This is a genomic window from Mariniflexile sp. TRM1-10 (assembly GCF_003425985.1).
In the GTDB taxonomy this organism is placed as follows: domain Bacteria; phylum Bacteroidota; class Bacteroidia; order Flavobacteriales; family Flavobacteriaceae; genus Mariniflexile.
The window spans coordinates 1,870,352-1,887,236 of record NZ_CP022985.1 but is presented as its reverse complement, the minus strand read 5'-3'; the positions used below and the strand labels follow the sequence as shown (position 1 = coordinate 1,887,236).

General features: G+C 35.0%; 14 protein-coding genes. 6 read left to right on the top strand and 8 right to left on the bottom strand.

Features of this window, described 5'->3' with window-relative positions; genetic code table 11:
- Positions 1-5 precede the first annotated feature (5 nt).
- Complete coding sequence (locus CJ739_RS08120; protein ID WP_117178833.1) at positions 6-614, top strand: superoxide dismutase; 609 nt, start codon at positions 6-8, stop codon at positions 612-614.
- Positions 615-1,241: 627 nt separating this feature from the next.
- Here the strand turns inward: CJ739_RS08120 and CJ739_RS08115 are convergent.
- The 4 genes from CJ739_RS08115 to purN all read right to left on the bottom strand — a co-directional run bounded on the left by CJ739_RS08115 (position 1,242) and on the right by purN (position 5,551).
- Positions 1,242-3,140 carry an amidophosphoribosyltransferase gene (locus CJ739_RS08115; protein WP_117174181.1) on the bottom strand — a complete coding sequence of 633 codons (1,899 nt, stop codon included), beginning with the start codon at positions 3,138-3,140 and terminating at the stop codon, positions 1,242-1,244.
- 125 nt (positions 3,141-3,265) lie between these two features.
- The gene (locus CJ739_RS08110; protein ID WP_117174179.1) at positions 3,266-4,192 is read right to left on the bottom strand and encodes a PfkB family carbohydrate kinase; all 927 of its coding nucleotides are present in this window, start codon (positions 4,190-4,192) and stop codon (positions 3,266-3,268) included.
- Positions 4,193-4,293: 101 nt separating this feature from the next.
- Positions 4,294-4,935 (bottom strand): ribonuclease H1 domain-containing protein, encoded by a 642-nt coding sequence (locus CJ739_RS08105; RefSeq protein WP_117178831.1) that lies wholly within the window; start codon positions 4,933-4,935, stop codon positions 4,294-4,296.
- A gap of 43 nt (positions 4,936-4,978) precedes the next feature.
- Positions 4,979-5,551: a phosphoribosylglycinamide formyltransferase gene (purN, locus tag CJ739_RS08100; RefSeq protein ID WP_117174177.1), complete on the bottom strand. Its 573-nt coding sequence runs from the start codon at positions 5,549-5,551 to the stop codon at positions 4,979-4,981.
- Positions 5,552-5,915: 364 nt separating this feature from the next.
- Here purN and CJ739_RS08095 point away from each other — a divergent pair, with 364 nt between their 5' ends.
- From CJ739_RS08095 to pyk, 5 genes are all read left to right on the top strand, one after another.
- Positions 5,916-6,149: an acyl carrier protein gene (locus tag CJ739_RS08095; protein ID WP_007647141.1), complete on the top strand. Its 234-nt coding sequence runs from the start codon at positions 5,916-5,918 to the stop codon at positions 6,147-6,149.
- Between the two features lie 12 nt (positions 6,150-6,161).
- Positions 6,162-7,412 (top strand): beta-ketoacyl-ACP synthase II, encoded by a 1,251-nt coding sequence (fabF, locus tag CJ739_RS08090; RefSeq protein ID WP_117174175.1) that lies wholly within the window; start codon positions 6,162-6,164, stop codon positions 7,410-7,412.
- 7 nt (positions 7,413-7,419) lie between these two features.
- Entirely contained in the window at positions 7,420-8,160 is a 741-nt protein-coding gene (gene rnc, locus CJ739_RS08085; protein ID WP_117174173.1) for a ribonuclease III, read from the top strand.
- A 118-nt stretch (positions 8,161-8,278) separates the two neighbouring features.
- Positions 8,279-8,764 carry an IPExxxVDY family protein gene (locus CJ739_RS08080; RefSeq protein WP_117174171.1) on the top strand — a complete coding sequence of 162 codons (486 nt, stop codon included), beginning with the start codon at positions 8,279-8,281 and terminating at the stop codon, positions 8,762-8,764.
- A complete protein-coding gene (pyk, locus tag CJ739_RS08075; RefSeq protein ID WP_117174169.1) occupies positions 8,764-10,197 on the top strand; it encodes a pyruvate kinase in 1,434 nt (477 codons plus the stop codon). Before CJ739_RS08080 ends, pyk begins: the two co-directional genes overlap by 1 nt.
- Positions 10,198-10,381: 184 nt before the next feature.
- On the opposite strand, the gene bglX is transcribed toward pyk, so the two are convergent.
- From bglX to CJ739_RS08055, 4 genes are read right to left on the bottom strand one after another with little or no spacing between them, the layout of a single operon-like run.
- Positions 10,382-12,670 (bottom strand): beta-glucosidase BglX, encoded by a 2,289-nt coding sequence (bglX, locus tag CJ739_RS08070; RefSeq protein ID WP_117174168.1) that lies wholly within the window; start codon positions 12,668-12,670, stop codon positions 10,382-10,384.
- A gap of 2 nt (positions 12,671-12,672) precedes the next feature.
- On the bottom strand, positions 12,673-13,806 hold the full coding sequence (locus CJ739_RS08065) for a glycoside hydrolase family 16 protein (RefSeq protein ID WP_205419396.1): 1,134 nt from the start codon (positions 13,804-13,806) through the stop codon (positions 12,673-12,675).
- Between the two features lie 48 nt (positions 13,807-13,854).
- Complete coding sequence (locus tag CJ739_RS08060; protein WP_117174166.1) at positions 13,855-14,742, bottom strand: glucan endo-1,3-beta-D-glucosidase; 888 nt, start codon at positions 14,740-14,742, stop codon at positions 13,855-13,857.
- An 11-nt stretch (positions 14,743-14,753) separates the two neighbouring features.
- Complete coding sequence (locus CJ739_RS08055) at positions 14,754-16,841, bottom strand: hypothetical protein (protein ID WP_117174164.1); 2,088 nt, start codon at positions 16,839-16,841, stop codon at positions 14,754-14,756.
- Positions 16,842-16,885: the final 44 nt, after the last annotated feature.

Sequence of the window (16,885 nt, the reverse complement as noted above, 5' to 3'; positions counted from 1 at the left end):
AAATTATGGCTTTCGAATTACCGGAATTAGGATATGCTTATGATGCTTTAGAGCCTCATATAGACGCTCGTACTATGGAGATACACCACTCAAAACATCACCAAGGATATACAACCAATTTAAATAATGCTATTGCAGGAACCGATTTAGATGGGAAATCTATTGAAGATATACTTGCTAATCTTGATATGAACAATGCAGCAGTAAGAAATAATGGCGGTGGATTTTACAACCACTCATTATTTTGGAATGTTATGAATCCAAAAGGAAAAGGAGATTTATCTGGCGAATTAAAAAATGCTATCGAAGATGCTTATGGCTCTGTAGATGCTTTTAAAGATGCTTTTTCAAAAGCGGCAGCTACACGTTTTGGTTCAGGATGGGCTTGGTTATGTGTACAAAAAGGAGGTAAAGTAGAAGTTTGCTCTTCTCCAAACCAAGATAACCCATTAATGCCAGGAGTTGGTTGTGGCGGAACCCCTATTTTAGGGATTGACGTTTGGGAACATGCTTATTACTTAAACTACCAAAACCGTCGTCCAGATTATATCAATGCATTTTTTAATGTCATTAATTGGAATGAAGTTGAAAAACGTTACGCAGAAGCGAAATAACTAGGTTAAAAAACTTTTAATATAAATCGTCTGGAATTTTTTCTGGACGATTTTTTTTATGCCAAAGTTTAGCAAAGTTTATAAAATGAAAAAGGTGAACATGTGTTCACCTTTTTCTCCCAAATCTACCATAAACTTAACCTACTTATGTTATGGTGAGCCAAATATATATTAGCTTCAACATTGCGAAAAATATTTTAGTCAAACAGCCTATATATTGGCTTAAGCGATTTTTTGTTAATTATACAAACATTTAGCAGGAAACTAAATTGCATAAAAAAAGGCGAACGAGTGTTCACCTTTTTTTGCCCCAAATCTACCATGAACTTAACCTACTTATGTTATGGTGACGCTAATTTATAGGTATTTTGGAGAACCGTATTATTTATTAGATAAACGGCGTTTTTTTTAGATTAAATGTATTTTCCCTGATATAGGTGTCTATAAATTGATTACAAAACAAATTAGAGACTGTTTAAATTTTGTTTTTGGAATATTTTATAGGGTATTTTTTTGTTAGGCGAAGCTATTTTTCGGTTCATAGCTATGGCTATGAACCGAAAAATAGCTAATATATGGCGGAAAAAGGCATATAAAAGAGCCAAAGGATAAAACTTAAACAGTCTCTTAATAAGCACGTTCTTTATTGCCTTCGTAAAAATTAATAAAAGCACGGTTTACAACTCTATTACCACCAACGGTTGGATAGTTTCCTGTAAAATACCAATCGCCCAAATGTTCTGGACATGCTTTATGTAAATTTTCAACTGATTGGAAAATAATTTTGACTTCGGCTTTTATGCTTTCATCGCTTAAAAGTTCTGCTATTTTATCAGAGATTTGTTCATCTGTAAAAGGATCATAAATCTCTTTCACAAAATTCTGTACATAAACATCTTCTAACTCCGTTTGATCTATACATTTATTATAAACTTCTTCTACAATATGATACTTATTGGTTTCTTTTAATAGTTCCAATGCAGCTCTAAAAGCCACTAAGCTTTCCAGATTGGCCATATCAATACCATAACAATCAGGATAGCGTATTTGAGGTGCCGACGAAACCACGACAATCTTCTTCGGGTTTAAACGATCGAGCATTTTTAAAATACTCTTCTTTAATGTGGTACCTCTTACAATACTATCATCAATAATCACTAAATTGTCGTTTGGTTTAATAACGCCATAGGTAACATCATAAACGTGCGCTACCAAATCGTCTCTACTACTATCTTCGGTTATAAATGTTCTTAGCTTGACGTCTTTAATGGCAATTTTCTCTACGCGAATGCGCTCTGATAGCACTTCGGTAACTTTATCTGCAGAAATAGAACGTTGCCCCGTTAAAATAGCAGCCGTTTTCTTTTTGTTTAAAGCAGCTTCGGCAGTTTCTATCATTCCAAAAAACGAGGTTTCAGCCGTATTCGGAATATAAGAAAACACCGTGTTTTTTGTGTCATTATCAATGGCATCCAAAACCTTAGGCATTAATAATTTACCTAGCATCTTACGTTCTTGATAAATTTCGGCATCACTTCCTCTAGAGAAATAAATACGCTCAAACGAACATGCTTTGCGCTCTAAAGGCTCTAATATTTTTTTAATAACTACTTTACCAGATTTTTTAGTAATAATAGCATGCCCTGGTTCTAATTCTTTTACGTCTTCAAATTTCACATTGAATACGGTTTGAATAACTGGACGTTCGGATGCAATGACAACAATTTCATCATCTTGATAATAGTATGTTGGTCTTATTCCTGCCGGATCCCTTAATACAAACGAATCACCATGACCAATGAGTCCTGCCATGGCATAACCGCCATCCCAATTTTTAGCCGCTTTTCTTAAAATTTTTGCTACGTTTAATCGTTCGGCTATTAATGGAGAAGCATCCATTTTACTAAAACCTTCTTTTTTTACGTCTTTATAAATTTTACTTACGGCATCATCCAAAAAATGACCGATTTTTTCCATAATAGTAATGGTATCGGTATATTCTTTGGGATGTTGCCCTAAACGAATAAGATTGCTAAATAGTTCTTTAACATTGGTCATGTTAAAGTTGCCCGCCATAATTAAATTTCGGTGCATCCAATTGTTTTGTCTTAAAAACGGGTGCACACTTTCAACGCTGTTTTTTCCGAAAGTACCATAGCGAACATGCCCTAAAAACACCTCGCCTATATAAGGTATGTGCTTTTTTTGTAGAGCTACATCATCCGTATATTCAGGATGTGCCAAGAATTCTTTATTAACGCGTTCGTTAATTTGAGCAAATATATCTTGAATGGGTTGTTGTGCTATAGAACGTACACGACTAATATAGCGCTCTCCTGGTTTTGTGTTTAATTTAATGCTTGCAAAACCTGCACCGTCTTGCCCACGGTTATGCTGTTTTTCCATCATGAGGTACATTTTATTTACCCCATAAAAAGCACTTCCATATTTTTCTTTATAAAATTCTAACGGTTTTAAAAGTCTTAAAACGGCTATGCCACATTCGTGTTTTATTGAATCACTCATTTTTAAAGATTTTCGCTTTACTCATTAATTTTATTTCATGTCGTTGAATTCGTGAATCCTTGACTTCGCTGAAATGAATAATTATTATTTAAATTAAAAACGCGCTCTATTTTGAGCGCGTTGGTTTATGCTAATTTTATATTGAATTGTGTTAATTGCTTAAATTGTAACAATCGTTTATGTATTTCTTCGCTTTTTAAATTTTTCATACGTTCGGTTCCAAATTTTTCAACACAAAACGATGCTAGTGTCGATCCAAAAATCACAGCATTCTTCATGTTCTCAAAGGACGTATCTCCTGTTTTGGCAATATAGCCTGCAAATCCTCCCGCAAAGGTATCACCTGCTCCTGTTGGGTCAAATACTTCTTCTAAAGGCAAAGCCGGAGCGTAAAACACCTCATCATTATGAAACAATAATGCACCATGCTCGCCTTTTTTAATCACTACATATTTAGGTCCCATGGCATGAATTTTTCTGGCAGCCACTACCAAAGAGTACTCTCCGGTAAGTTGCCTGGCTTCTTCATCGTTTATAGTAATAACATCTACACGTTTCATAACGTTATGTAAATCATCAAGGGCACTATCCATCCAAAAATTCATAGTATCTAAAATAACCAATTTTGGTTTATTAACCATTTGGTCTAATACACTCAATTGGACGATAGGATGCAAATTTCCTAACATCACAATTTCTGCATCACGATAATTTTCAGGAACTACGGGGTTAAAATCGGCAAGGGTGTTTAGTTCGGTAACCAATGTATCTCTAGAATTCATATCATTATGGTAACGACCACTCCAAAAGAATGTTTTTCCTTCTTTAACAATTTCGATACCCGAAATATCAATGTTTTTATTTGATAAAAGATCTAAATATTTTTGAGGAAAATCGCCCCCCACAATAGAGACTGCAGCAGCATCAATATTAAAATGTGAAGCAGCTAAACCAATAAATGTTGCAGCACCACCAAGAATTTTATCGGTTTTACCGAAAGGCGTTTCTATAGCATCAAAAGCTACGGTGCCAACAATTACTAATTTGCTCATAAAAGCGTGTGATAATTTTGTGCAAATATAAGCCTTTTAAATACTAAGGCAAGAATATTTTTTGTGAATAGTATCGTTTTAAACAGCTACAAGAAAATCTGTTATTTTCGTCCAAAATCGGCAGGAATTTCGCCCCAAGCTTTGGTTTCCCATTTTACTATAACGGTGGTATAGGTATTTGTTTTCAGCCAATTTTCAGCTCTGTCAACCAATTCAAAAAGGGTTTTGTTTTTCTCGTTTCGTTCTAACTTGGTATTGCAGCGTTTCTTTTTCACCCAACTTATGGCGGTTTTACTATCAGTATATAAAATACGGTCACTATTGTTTTTTTTAAGCAATGCCAAACCATGCACAATGGCTAAGAACTCCCCTATATTATTGGTACCCTCTTCAAAAGGACCTTGAATAAAAAGTTGCTTTTTGCTTTTGGTTTCTACACCTCGGTATTCCATAATACCCGGGTTTCCACTGGAAGCTGCATCAACTGAAATGGAATTGTAATTAGGTAACCCTATTTTTTTTAGCTGTTCTACGGATAATTCACTTTTAAAACCGGCTTTTTTTCCAACATAGTTAAAATAATTACCTTTTAGAGCTTCTTTAGCAGCATCAAAACTTTCAAACGATTTATATTGTGCACCTTCAAAATTGGTTATTTGTGCTTTGCAATCATTCCACGTTTCAAAAACCCCTGTTTTGTGGCCTTTCCAAACGGTATAATATTTTTTCTTTTTCTTACTCATTTTTGTCATTCCCTCGAAGGAGGGAATCTTATGAATTTAAGTTTTAAAGTTTTTCTAACAGCAGCTTTTCAACAACTTTCGGAAAATGGGCCATTTCCAATTCGTGAATTTTAGCTGCAACATCTTCAGCTGTATCGGCATCACTCACCATACATTTTGCCTGAAAAATAATGGCGCCTTCATCGTAATGTTCGTTTGCAAAATGAATGGTTATACCCGTTTCAACCTCTTTATTTGCAACAATAGCTTCATGTACATATCTACCGTACATACCTTTACCCCCATATTTAGGCAATAACGCTGGGTGAACATTAATAACTTTATTTGGGAATTCATTTAGAATAAACTCAGGAAATTTCCATAAAAAACCAGCCAAAACAATTAAATCGGGCTTTGAAGCTTTTAAAATGTTAAGCACATCATTGGTTTCTGTAAAAGCTATTTTATTAAACGATAACGCGCTAACCTTTAAGTTTTTGCATCGGTCTAAAACTTTGGCATGAGGATTATTTGTAAGCACTAAAACAACAGACGCATGTTCGCTGTTGTGAAAAAATTTAATTATATTTTCAGCATTGGTTCCAGATCCGGAAGCAAAAATTACTATACGTTTCATCTGTTTATACTTATTTGTTTTTTAATTGTCAGATGGAACACCCTGAATAATCATCCTCGTGTTTGTGAATGCCATTCCCATGGGTGTTTCATCAGCTTATTTTTTATTTTTAAACTAGTGTCAGATGCCTTTCGTAATAAAATTCATAGAATAACTCATAAAATTTTCAAACTCATTTCATTTTACAGACAAAATGCTTCATTATTTCGAACAAAAAAAAGAATAATTATTAACAATTAAGAGTTAAATTTGAAATACTTAAAACTAATTTTAGTAAATTACCAATACATTTTTAACAGAATAGCAAATTATAAAATAAAGTTTTTTATTTTTGCGACTTAATTAAAACTTAAAATTAAACATTATGTCAGACATTGCATCAAGAGTAAAAGCGATTATCGTAGACAAATTAGGAGTTGATGAGAACGAAGTTGTAACTGAAGCAAGCTTCACAAACGATTTAGGAGCAGACTCTTTAGACACTGTAGAATTAATAATGGAATTCGAAAAAGAGTTCGATATTCAAATTCCAGATGATCAAGCTGAAAATATTGCAACAGTTGGTCAAGCTATCTCTTATATAGAAGCTGCAAAATAAGCAAAAACATTTATGGAATTAAAACGAGTTGTAGTCACGGGTCTAGGGGCTTTAACACCTATTGGCAATACCAAAGACGAATATTGGGAAGGCTTAATTAGTGGTCAAAGTGGTGCTGCGCCTATAACATATTTTGATACCGAAAAGTTTAAAACCAAATTTGCTTGCGAATTAAAAAACTTTAATGCTACCGATTTTATTGACAGAAAGCTTGCCAGTAGAATGGATAAATTTACACAGTATGCCATGGTAGCAGCCGATGAGGCTATTGCCGATGCTAAGTTAGATTTAGATGCCGTAAATAAATTACGGGTAGGTGTTATATGGGGTGCAGGTATTGGAGGTTTAGAAACTTTTCAGGAAGAAGTTTTGAACTTTGCTAAAGGTGACGGAACACCAAGATTTAATCCGTTCTTTATTCCTAAAATGATTGCAGACATTGCGCCAGGAAACATATCCATTAAATATGGATTTATGGGGCCAAATTACACAACGGTTTCTGCTTGTGCTTCTTCAGCAAACGCTATGTTTGATGCATTAAACTCAATTCGTTTAGGGCATTGTGATATAGTTGTTACAGGTGGAAGCGAAGCAGCAGTTACTATTGCTGGAATGGGTGGTTTTAATGCCATGCATGCCCTTTCAACTAGAAACGAAAGTCCAGAAACAGCATCGAGACCTTTTGATGCTACTAGAGATGGCTTTGTACTTGGCGAAGGCGCAGGTGCACTTATTTTAGAAGAATATGAGCATGCAAAGGCAAGGGGAGCAAAAATTTATGCTGAGTTTGTTGGCGGAGGTTTATCGTCTGATGCTTACCACATGACAGCACCACATCCAGAAGGAAGAGGTGTTGTTGCCGTAATGAAAAATTGTTTAGAAAATGCAGGCCTAAAACCGGAAGATGTAGACCATATTAATACTCATGGAACTTCTACACCATTAGGCGATGTTGCAGAATTAAAAGCAATTTCAGAAATATTCGGTAGTCATGCTAAGCATATAAATATTAATTCAACAAAATCAATGACTGGACACTTATTGGGTGCTGCAGGAGCTATCGAAGCTATTTCGGCTATATTGGCTATGGAACATGGTATTATTCCGCCAACTATTAACCACACTACGGTAGATGAAAATATTGATCCAGAACTAAATTTAACTTTAAACAAAGCCCAAAAACGCAATATTAAAGTAGCAATGAGTAATACATTTGGATTTGGCGGACATAACGCTTGTGTATTATTTAAAAAATTAGACTGAATCCCGAATGAAAAACATTCGTAACATATTAAATTCCCGTTTTAAACGCAACGGGAATTTTTTTATGGAATTAACCAAAATTCTCGGGTTTAAGCCAAAAGATATTAAGTTCTATAAAAAGGCATTTACACACCGATCTATGAACATAAAAGATAGCAAAGGAAACGCTATTAATTATGAACGATTGGAATTTTTAGGTGATGCTATGCTAAGTGCTGTTATTGCATCCCATTTATATCTTGAAGTACCTGCAGGTGATGAAGGCTATCTAACCAAAATGCGATCTAAAGTAGTAAGTAGAGAGCATTTAAATGAACTTGGAAAGGAACTAAACTTAATTGGTTTAGTGGAAAGTAAGATCCCTCCCGGTCAATTTGGAGATAATATACACGGTAATTTATTTGAAGCCTTAGTTGGTGCTATTTTTTTAGATAAAGGCTATAAATATTGTGAAAAATTCATTTATAAACGTGTTATAACCCCTTATGTTGATATAGAAACCTTAGAAGGCAAAGTAATAAGTTATAAAAGTTTACTTATAGAATGGTGCCAAAAAGAAAAAAGAACATTTGGTTATAATGTTTATGAAGATACCGGCAATGACGAGGTTAGGCACTTTTCGGTTAAACTATCCATAGACAACAAAGTTGTTGCCAAGGCAAGAGCTACTTCTAAAAAAAAGGCTGAAGAAAAAGCTTCAAAACGTGCTTTTTTTGTATTTCAAAACAAAATGTCTAAAATGATTTAGACTATTTCAAATAAAGTAATTAACTATAACGTTTTAGTTGTTTTACTTGTTAAGATTCGCCTAACTTTTATATATAGAATGGTTTTAAATACTATATTTACAACGTTTAATGTAAGTTATGGCAGTACACAAACTTATTCTTGATGATATTTTTGAACAGGTAGATTGCACTTTAATAGCAATTTATTGTACCATTGAAGATTATCGTTTAGCATATCTTCTAAATAAACATTTGAGTACCAATCTTACTCGAAGAACATCAAATTTAGACTTTAGTTTTAATAATGCCACTTATTCAATTTTTGAATGGGAAGATGCTAAGCAGCTTACAACATGGAGTTTGGTGTCTAATATTTATAAAACAGAAATTTATAAAAAAGACAATGTCAATTCATTATTTAATACAGAAGAAAAAGTAACACAAACACTATATTTAGTACCAGAATATAAGGCTGTTAATTATTTTTTAAAAATAGATAACCAATTTAATTTAAGTAAAGAAAAAAGTATTTTAAATAAAATATTAAAAATACAACAAGTAGTAACAGCCTTTAGTATTGATATTAACCAATTAAAATCAAAAGACAATTTAATTTTTAGCTAATGCCATTAAGAAAAAAAACCAAGATAGTTGCCACATTAGGTCCAGCTACAAGCACTAAAGAAGTATTAAAAGGAATGCTTGAAGAAGGCGCAAATGTATTTAGAATTAACTTTTCCCATGCCGATTATAAAGATGTAGCAGAACGTATACAAATGATACGGGAACTAAATGATGAGTTCGGTTTTAATGCTGCCATATTAGCCGATTTACAAGGTCCTAAGCTTCGAGTAGGAGTTATGAAAGAAGAAGTGGTAGTAAATCCAGGAGACGAAATAATATTTGCAACGGGCGAACGATTTGAAGGCACAAAGGAACGTGTGTATATGACTTACGATAGGTTTCCGCAAGATGCAAAACCAGGTGAACGCATCCTTTTAGATGACGGTAAATTAATTTTTGAAGTCGTTTCAACCGATGGTGAATCAGAAGTAAAAGCAAAAGTGATTCAAGGTGGGCCATTAAAATCTAAAAAAGGGGTAAACTTACCAAACACCAATATATCACAACCTGCTTTAACCGAAAAAGACATTGAAGATGCTTTATTTGCTATAAGTCAAAATGTAGATTGGATGGCCTTGTCATTTGTGCGTCATGCAGAAGATTTAATGCAACTGCGTGATTTAATAGAAAAGCACAGCGAACATAAAATCCCGATTATAGCAAAAATTGAAAAACCAGAAGCCGTAACAAATATTGATGCCATTGTAGCGCATTGTGATGGTTTAATGGTAGCTCGTGGTGATCTAGGTGTAGAAGTTCCTGCAGAAGAAGTACCACTTATTCAAAAACAATTAGTATTAAGAGCTAAAAAAGCTAGAATACCAGTAATTATAGCAACCCAAATGATGGAAACTATGATTACTAGTTTAACACCAACACGTGCCGAAGTAAACGATGTCGCAAACTCTGTTATGGATGGAGCCGATGCGGTAATGCTTTCTGGAGAAACATCGGTTGGTAGTTACCCTGTTCAAGTTATTAGGCAAATGGCAAACATTTTAAGAAATGTTGAAGATTCACCATTAATTAAAGTGCCACAGTTGCCACCACATATTCGTACAAACCGATATATCACAAAGTCTATTTGTTATCATGCTGCTATTATGGCAAATGAAATTGATGCAAAGGCTATTTCAACATTAACTAATAGTGGATATACTGCATTTCAAATTTCGGCTTGGAGACCATCATGCCATATATTAGTGTTTACATCAAACAAACGTATTTTAACGCAATTAAGTTTGCTTTGGGGAGTTAGGGCTTTTTATTACGATAAATTTGTTTCTACCGATGAAACTGTAGGCGATATAAATAGAATTGCTAGAGCGAACAATTATGTACAAAAAGGTGATATGGTAATTAGTTTAGCTTCCATGCCAATTGCAGAAAAAGGTATGGTAAACACCCTGCGTGTAAGAGAGATTTCTCAATAGGATTTAAGTTGCTTTTGCATAAGCAATAGCGCTATATAATAGAACTAAGTCAATTTGACTTCGTTCGGACATATAAAGATATCTTAATGCCCGTTTAGCAATAGACGGGCTTTTGTTATTAGGGTTTTTTTAATTGCAAACACTAAGTATTAATAAAAGCAAGTCCATCGCTAATTTGAACACGCTATTCTATATTAAATTTTGATTCTAAAACAGTTTTAGAACTGCCACCAACATACACTTTAAATTCACCTGGTTCTAGAATGAATTCGCCATCATTGTTATAAAATCCTAATTCTTTCTCTGTTAAACTAAACTTAATGGTTTTTTGATGATTTGGTTTCAATTCAACCATTTTAAAGCCCTTTAACTCTTTTACGGGCCTTGTTACGCTTGCAAATAAATCTTGAATATATAGTTGGGCGACTTCTTTTCCTGTTATGTTTCCAGTGTTTTTTACATCTACTGAAACTTCTATCGTTTCGTTTGCAACTTTTTTAACAATCATATTGTTATACGAAAAAGTAGTATAACTTAAACCATGACCAAATGGGTATAATGGGTCGTTACTTTCATCTATATAATGCGACCAAAAGACTTCGTTTGGAGCCGGAATAACAGGTCTTCCAGTATTTTTATAATTGTAATAAATGGGCACTTGACCAACATTTCTAGGAAACGACATAGGCAGTTTTCCGCTTGGGTTATAATCGCCATATAAAACTTGTGCAACAGCATTTCCACTTTGTGTTCCCAAATGCCAAGCTTCTACAATAGCGGGTATGTGTTTATCTGCCCAAGTAATAGTTAAAGGTCTTCCATTGTTTAAGACCAAAACAATGTTTTTATTAACCTTATATACGGCTTCCAAAAGCTCTTGTTGTACCCCAGGCAAATTTAAATCGGTTCTACTTCTGGCTTCACCACTTTGAAACCCATGTTCACCCAAAACCATCACAACAACATCTGCTCTTTTAGCGGTTTCAATAGCCTCAGGAAATCCACTTTTATCTTGAGTATTAATATTTAATTCTATGGCAAATTCGGTTTTCCCTATAACTAAATCAGCACCTTTGGCATAGGTTAATTTGTTGCCTGTATATTTTTGTAAGCCTTCTAAAACAGACACAGCTGTGTTATCTTCCGCAGCAATGCGCCAACTACCTAGCGGACTGGTTTTATCGGCAGCTAAAGCGCCTATTAAAGCAATATGTTGTCCTTCTTTTTTAAGAGGAAGTATTTGATTTTCATTTTTAAGCAATACGATAGATTTTTTAGCCACATCTAGCACGGCATCATGAATGTCTTGGCTTCCGGTCACTTCTTTTTCGTATGCTTCGTTGCAATATTTATAAGGATCGTCAAAAAGCCCCAATTCAAATTTTACTTTTAAAATACGTGTTACAGCGTCGTCTATAAGTGATTCTTTAACTTTTCCTTCCCTAACTAAATTTGCTAATTCATCCACATACGCATAGGACTCCATATCCATATCTGAACCAGCAATTACAGAAAGTTCGGAGGCATGTTTTTTGTCTTTTGCATAGCCATGAGCAATCATTTCGTTTATAGAACCCCAATCTGAAACCACAAAACCATCAAAACCCCATTTGTCTTTTAAAATATCGCGTTGTAAATAAACATTTCCAGTGGCTGGTATTCCGTTTAATTCGTTAAAGGAGTTCATGAATGTTTTTACACCAGCTTCGGTGGCTGCCTTAAACGGTGGGAAAATAATATTATAAAGTGTCGATGTTCCAATATCGACAGTGTTATAGTCTCTGCCCGCCTCGGCAAAACCATAGCCAGCCCAATGTTTAGCACAGGCAGCAATGGTTTCGTGAGATGATAAATCGTCTCCTTGAAACCCTTGTACTCTTGCTATTGCTATTTTTGAACCTAAATACGGGTCTTCGCCAGCACCTTCCATAACACGTCCCCAACGAGCGTCTCTTGAAATGTCTACCATTGGCGCAAAGGTCCAGTTGATACCTGCTGCTGCAGATTCTTTTGCTGCTACTTGAGCCGATTTTTTAATGGCTTCCAAATCCCAACTCGCGGCTTCAGCTAAAGGTATCGGGCTTAAAGTTTTATAACCGTGTATCACATCGAACCCAATGATTAAAGGAATGCCAAGCCTTGTTTCTTCAACAGCAATTTTTTGAACCGCTCTTACTTCCTTAACACCTCTTACATTAAGCATAGAACCTACATAACCTTTTTTTAAATGTTCATACTTTTTTGCTGCATCACCATTAGCAGGCTTCGGGCCTGTAACATCCCAAAACCCGTTGTATTGGTTCATTTGACCAATTTTTTCTTCCAAAGTCATTTTAGACAGCAGTTGGGCTACTTTATTTTCAATTGAATCGCCGGAATTACTGATGTTATCCTCTGAATTATTGGTTTGCTTTTTACATGAAGCAACTAATATAAAGGCAATAAGTAAACTATATAGACTGTTATTTTTCATAATTATTGATACACTTTTATGTAATCTATCTCCATTACTGATTCTGTAAAATTTGGGTCAATAGAAAACCAACTGCCACCCATGGCGATATTTAAAATTAAAAACTGTGGGGCATTATAAGGCCAAGTGCTATTATTTTTAACTGTTGGCTTATAACTATACTTTAAGTTTCCGTCTACGATAAAGTTTAATTCATTCGCTGTCCATTCCAAGCTATATACATGGAATGCTGTGGCATAATCACTTATGGTTGTTTCACCAACCTTAGTGTTTGCACAACCGCCAGAACACGATGGTGTGTGTGTTGCACTGGAAATAATTGCAGGGTTATGTCCCCAATGTTCCATAATGTCTATTTCACCACAAGCAGGCCAGCCCACACTATCTATATTAGCTCCCAGCATCCAAATAGCAGGCCATGTGCCAGAACCACTTGGTAGTTTCGCTTTTACGTCTACACGTCCATAAGTGAAATCGAATTTTCCTTTCGTTAATAATCTTGCCGAAGTATATTCTGAACCTTGATAGTTTTCTTTTTTAGCGGTTATTTTTAATACCCCATTTTCAACTTTTACATTATCAGGTCTGTTGGTGTAAAACTGTTTTTCACCGTTACCCCAACCACATAAGTCTGGACAACCATTACCTAAATCGTAATTCCATTTTGTAGGGTCTGGAGCGCCAATGGTATCAAACTCGTCGGACCAAACTAATTGAGGCCCTTTTTCAGTAACAAAAACAGCCACTTTTTTAAAATCACTTATCGTGTGTCCTGTACTGGAATAGGCAAATACCGTTATAATGTAGTCGTTTAAACCTTCATTTGTGCACGTATAATTAAAAGTACCTGTTGTATTTTTTACTTCGGCTTCACTACCTACTTTAAAGCCATAGGTTACGGCATTTGTTGCGGTAGCATTACATGTTATAACACCAGAACCATCGCCATTAGGGTTATTAATAGTTGTTCCTGAAATAGTTACCTGTAATACTAAATTTTTAGGTATAATATCTTTAGGCTCTTCTGTTGTAGTATCGTCTGTACCACTAGAGCATGATAATAACATTATAAAGCCAATTTGAATAATATAAAGCATCTTTTTAAGCATTTTTTCAATTTTTAATATTTCCTCCATTTTAAATAGGGAGACTATTAACCTCCCTATTAAGAGACTGTTTAAGTTTTATTCTGGTATCAACCTAAACCACCAATCAAATTCTCCGTTTCCATCTGTAGTTCGAAGAATCATCTCATCTGCAGAACGACTAAATATTTGATAGCTATGGTTTCCTCCTACATAATATCCTATAAAACCAATACCTGTTAAGCTTAAAGTTTCAACATCATTGGGAGCCGTTAAAGCCCATTGAGATGTGTAAGAACTAAACGTATATTGTTCTATGTCTGCTCCGTTTACAGTGCCACCGGATCCACCTAATTCATTAATTAAAGGATCACGTCCAAACACAAAACCATCTGGCCCTACGTTGTGTGAAAATGTTCCATCTACATTAAAAGTATATCTATCATCATACATTCCTGAATTAGCTTTATCTCCTGGAGCAGCACCATAATATTCAAATTCGGCACCTCCTATGGGCCCCAATCCGAAGTGTTTATTAACTTCTGAAGCTATTTTCCATGTTCTTGAACTGTTAGAAGTAAGCATCGTTAATAAATCTGCCGGTGGTTCATATAAAGCCTGTACTTCCACTTCTATTGTTTTACTTGAAGAAGCTCCTGCGGTCCCAAAAGCAATTACAGTAACCGCATAGGTGTTTGTCCCAAGTGTTGTAAACGTATGTGTTGTACTACCTGATTTTTGAAGCTTGGTTTGCCCTTGAATTACAAATTGATAAGCCGTAGCATGATCTGCTTTAGCCGATAGTTTAATTTCTCCGCTTCCTAATCCTGGTGCTGGCGATTCTTCTCCATTATCTAAATAAGTAACCGTTACTTCAATATTAGAAGGCACTACAATCTCCCCAAAAGGAATATCATCATCTTGACAGCTAGTAACGCTTAGAATTGATATTAAAAAGAGGCTCAATATGTTATTTAATTTTTTCATCTTTCTAAATTTTAATTATGAAAATAAAAGTTATCGATATATACTTTGGCACCAGAAGATTCAAAGATTAATTGGGTAATTGCCGAAACATCTGTTGTATAGTTTGCTAAAGGAATATCCACACTTACCCAAGTTCCTTGCGTAATATTTGCTAAGTATTCTATATCTTCTTTTAGCGGGTCGCCATCGCCAAAGTTTGTATTGACTAACTTTAAACCAAGTGTGGTGGCATCTGGCGTGAAGTAATCAAAATGAGCATATTTAAAGCCCGCTAAGTTGGTTGGATTGCCATAATCGGTTACAATGCCCGTATAATTCAGTGTTTCATATAACCATATGTTATTACCGCCAATATCAGTAGTTGTTAAAGTGGTTGATTGTCCCCAATTAGGATTTACTTCGTTTAAAGTTACATTGGTATAAGCATCACTAAAAATGGACACCACACTGTTAGCATTAAGTGTTGGAGTCGGTGCAGCAACTGTTGGAGCCGTACTATCACCATTGTTATAAAAATAAAGATTGTCTATATATACTTTTGCCATAGAAGACTCGAATACTAATTGTGTAATGCCTGAAATATCTGTGGCGTAATTTGATAAAGGAATATCTACACTTACCCATGTTCCTGGTGTTACACTTGAAACATATTCTATATCCTCTTTGAGAGGATCACCATCGCCATAGCCTGTATTTACAAGTTTTAAGCCAAGTGTTGTAGCATCTGGTGTAAAATAATCAAAGTGAACAAATCCCATTCCTGATACATCGGTAGCATTTCCATAATCGGTTACAATACCCGTATAATTTAAAGCCTCATATAACCAAGTGTTATTTCCTTGTACATCAACAGTTGTTAAGGTGGTTGATTGTCCCCAATTTGGATTTATTTCATTTAAAGTAATATTGGTATATGCATTACTAAAAATTGAAATGACATTCGCTTGAGGAGCTGTTGGTGATGGTGCGCTAACTACTGGTGCCGTTGGAATAGATGATGGTTTATAAAAATAGATATTATCTAAAAATATGGTTCCAAATCCGCCACCAGCCCATGGCGATCCTACAAACTTAAATTGAAAAATATCTGCCATTGATAATCCTTGATCTGTAAAATCACTTAATGGAATATCGAAACTAACCCATTGGTCAGCCACTAAATCCTTTAAAACAGCTTTTTCACCAGTTGCCGTACTAATTGGATAGATTTCCAAGGCGGCTAAATCTGCCGTCCAAACATCAATGTGTAAATACTCCATAGAAGAGGCATCTATTGTAGTGCCAAAGTCTATACCTTCATAATTTATGTTACCGTATTGAATTATCATATTTCCGTCAACATCAATTTGTGTATAGGTGGTTGATTGCCCCCAATTTGGATAAAAATCTACACCAGATAAACTTGTATAGGCATCACTATAAATTGAAATAACATCGGCCGCATCACGTCGTGGTGGGGTTGCTGCATTTGTAATAGGCTGTAAAATAGCCGTTACTTCAAATTCCTGTGAATATTCTGTAGTTTCAATAGCTCCTCCCATGGCAACGACTCGAATGGTATAAGTTCCTGCTTCTTGGTATGTGTAACTCACTGTTTCTCCTATGTTTCCTAACACGGGATTGTCGTTTCCAGTTTCACCAAAATAAACTTCGTAAAACATAGCAAAATCTGCAGTAGCAGTAACATTTACTTGTTTAGATAAAGTGGCATCATTTTCGATGGTTACAACTAAATTTTCAGGAGCTTTAAATGAAACGGTTAAGTCTTTTGAAACGTCGCTTTTAAGCCCTGTAATACCAACAGCTTCTATGTTTACGGTATAATTTCCTTCGGCATAAACATGTTGGGCACTTGCACCTTGTTTTACAGTAACAGGAGAAGACCCGTCATCAAGGATGATATTGTAAGAAACAGCGCCCTCTGCATTAGGTGTTAAAGTTACTAAGCCCGTGTTATCTTGAGTAATTTGAAAAAGTGCAGAAACGTTTGTCGGCGCTACCACATTATCTACAAAACTCAAATCATTAGTATCTTCAGTACAATTAATAAAGAAGATTAAAACTAGGCCTAACCTAAATATATATTTTAATGTTTTCATATGTAACTATTAAATTGTTTTTTAAAGATCATATGAAACACCCC

Bases quoted from the DNA above. Each gene is read 5' to 3' on its own strand.
- CJ739_RS08120 (WP_117178833.1), top strand. From the start codon at position 6: ATGGCTTTCGAATTACCGGAATTAGGATATGCTTATGATGCTTTAGAG.
- CJ739_RS08115 (WP_117174181.1), bottom strand. From the start codon at position 3,140: ATGAGTGATTCAATAAAACACGAATGTGGCATAGCCGTTTTAAGACTT.
- CJ739_RS08110 (WP_117174179.1), bottom strand. From the start codon at position 4,192: ATGAGCAAATTAGTAATTGTTGGCACCGTAGCTTTTGATGCTATAGAA.
- CJ739_RS08105 (WP_117178831.1), bottom strand. From the start codon at position 4,935: ATGAGTAAGAAAAAGAAAAAATATTATACCGTTTGGAAAGGCCACAAA.
- purN (WP_117174177.1), bottom strand. From the start codon at position 5,551: ATGAAACGTATAGTAATTTTTGCTTCCGGATCTGGAACCAATGCTGAA.
- CJ739_RS08095 (WP_007647141.1), top strand. From the start codon at position 5,916: ATGTCAGACATTGCATCAAGAGTAAAAGCGATTATCGTAGACAAATTA.
- fabF (WP_117174175.1), top strand. From the start codon at position 6,162: ATGGAATTAAAACGAGTTGTAGTCACGGGTCTAGGGGCTTTAACACCT.
- rnc (WP_117174173.1), top strand. From the start codon at position 7,420: ATGAAAAACATTCGTAACATATTAAATTCCCGTTTTAAACGCAACGGG.
- CJ739_RS08080 (WP_117174171.1), top strand. From the start codon at position 8,279: ATGGCAGTACACAAACTTATTCTTGATGATATTTTTGAACAGGTAGAT.
- pyk (WP_117174169.1), top strand. From the start codon at position 8,764: ATGCCATTAAGAAAAAAAACCAAGATAGTTGCCACATTAGGTCCAGCT.
- bglX (WP_117174168.1), bottom strand. From the start codon at position 12,670: ATGAAAAATAACAGTCTATATAGTTTACTTATTGCCTTTATATTAGTT.
- CJ739_RS08065 (WP_205419396.1), bottom strand. From the start codon at position 13,806: ATGGAGGAAATATTAAAAATTGAAAAAATGCTTAAAAAGATGCTTTAT.
- CJ739_RS08060 (WP_117174166.1), bottom strand. From the start codon at position 14,742: ATGAAAAAATTAAATAACATATTGAGCCTCTTTTTAATATCAATTCTA.
- CJ739_RS08055 (WP_117174164.1), bottom strand. From the start codon at position 16,841: ATGAAAACATTAAAATATATATTTAGGTTAGGCCTAGTTTTAATCTTC.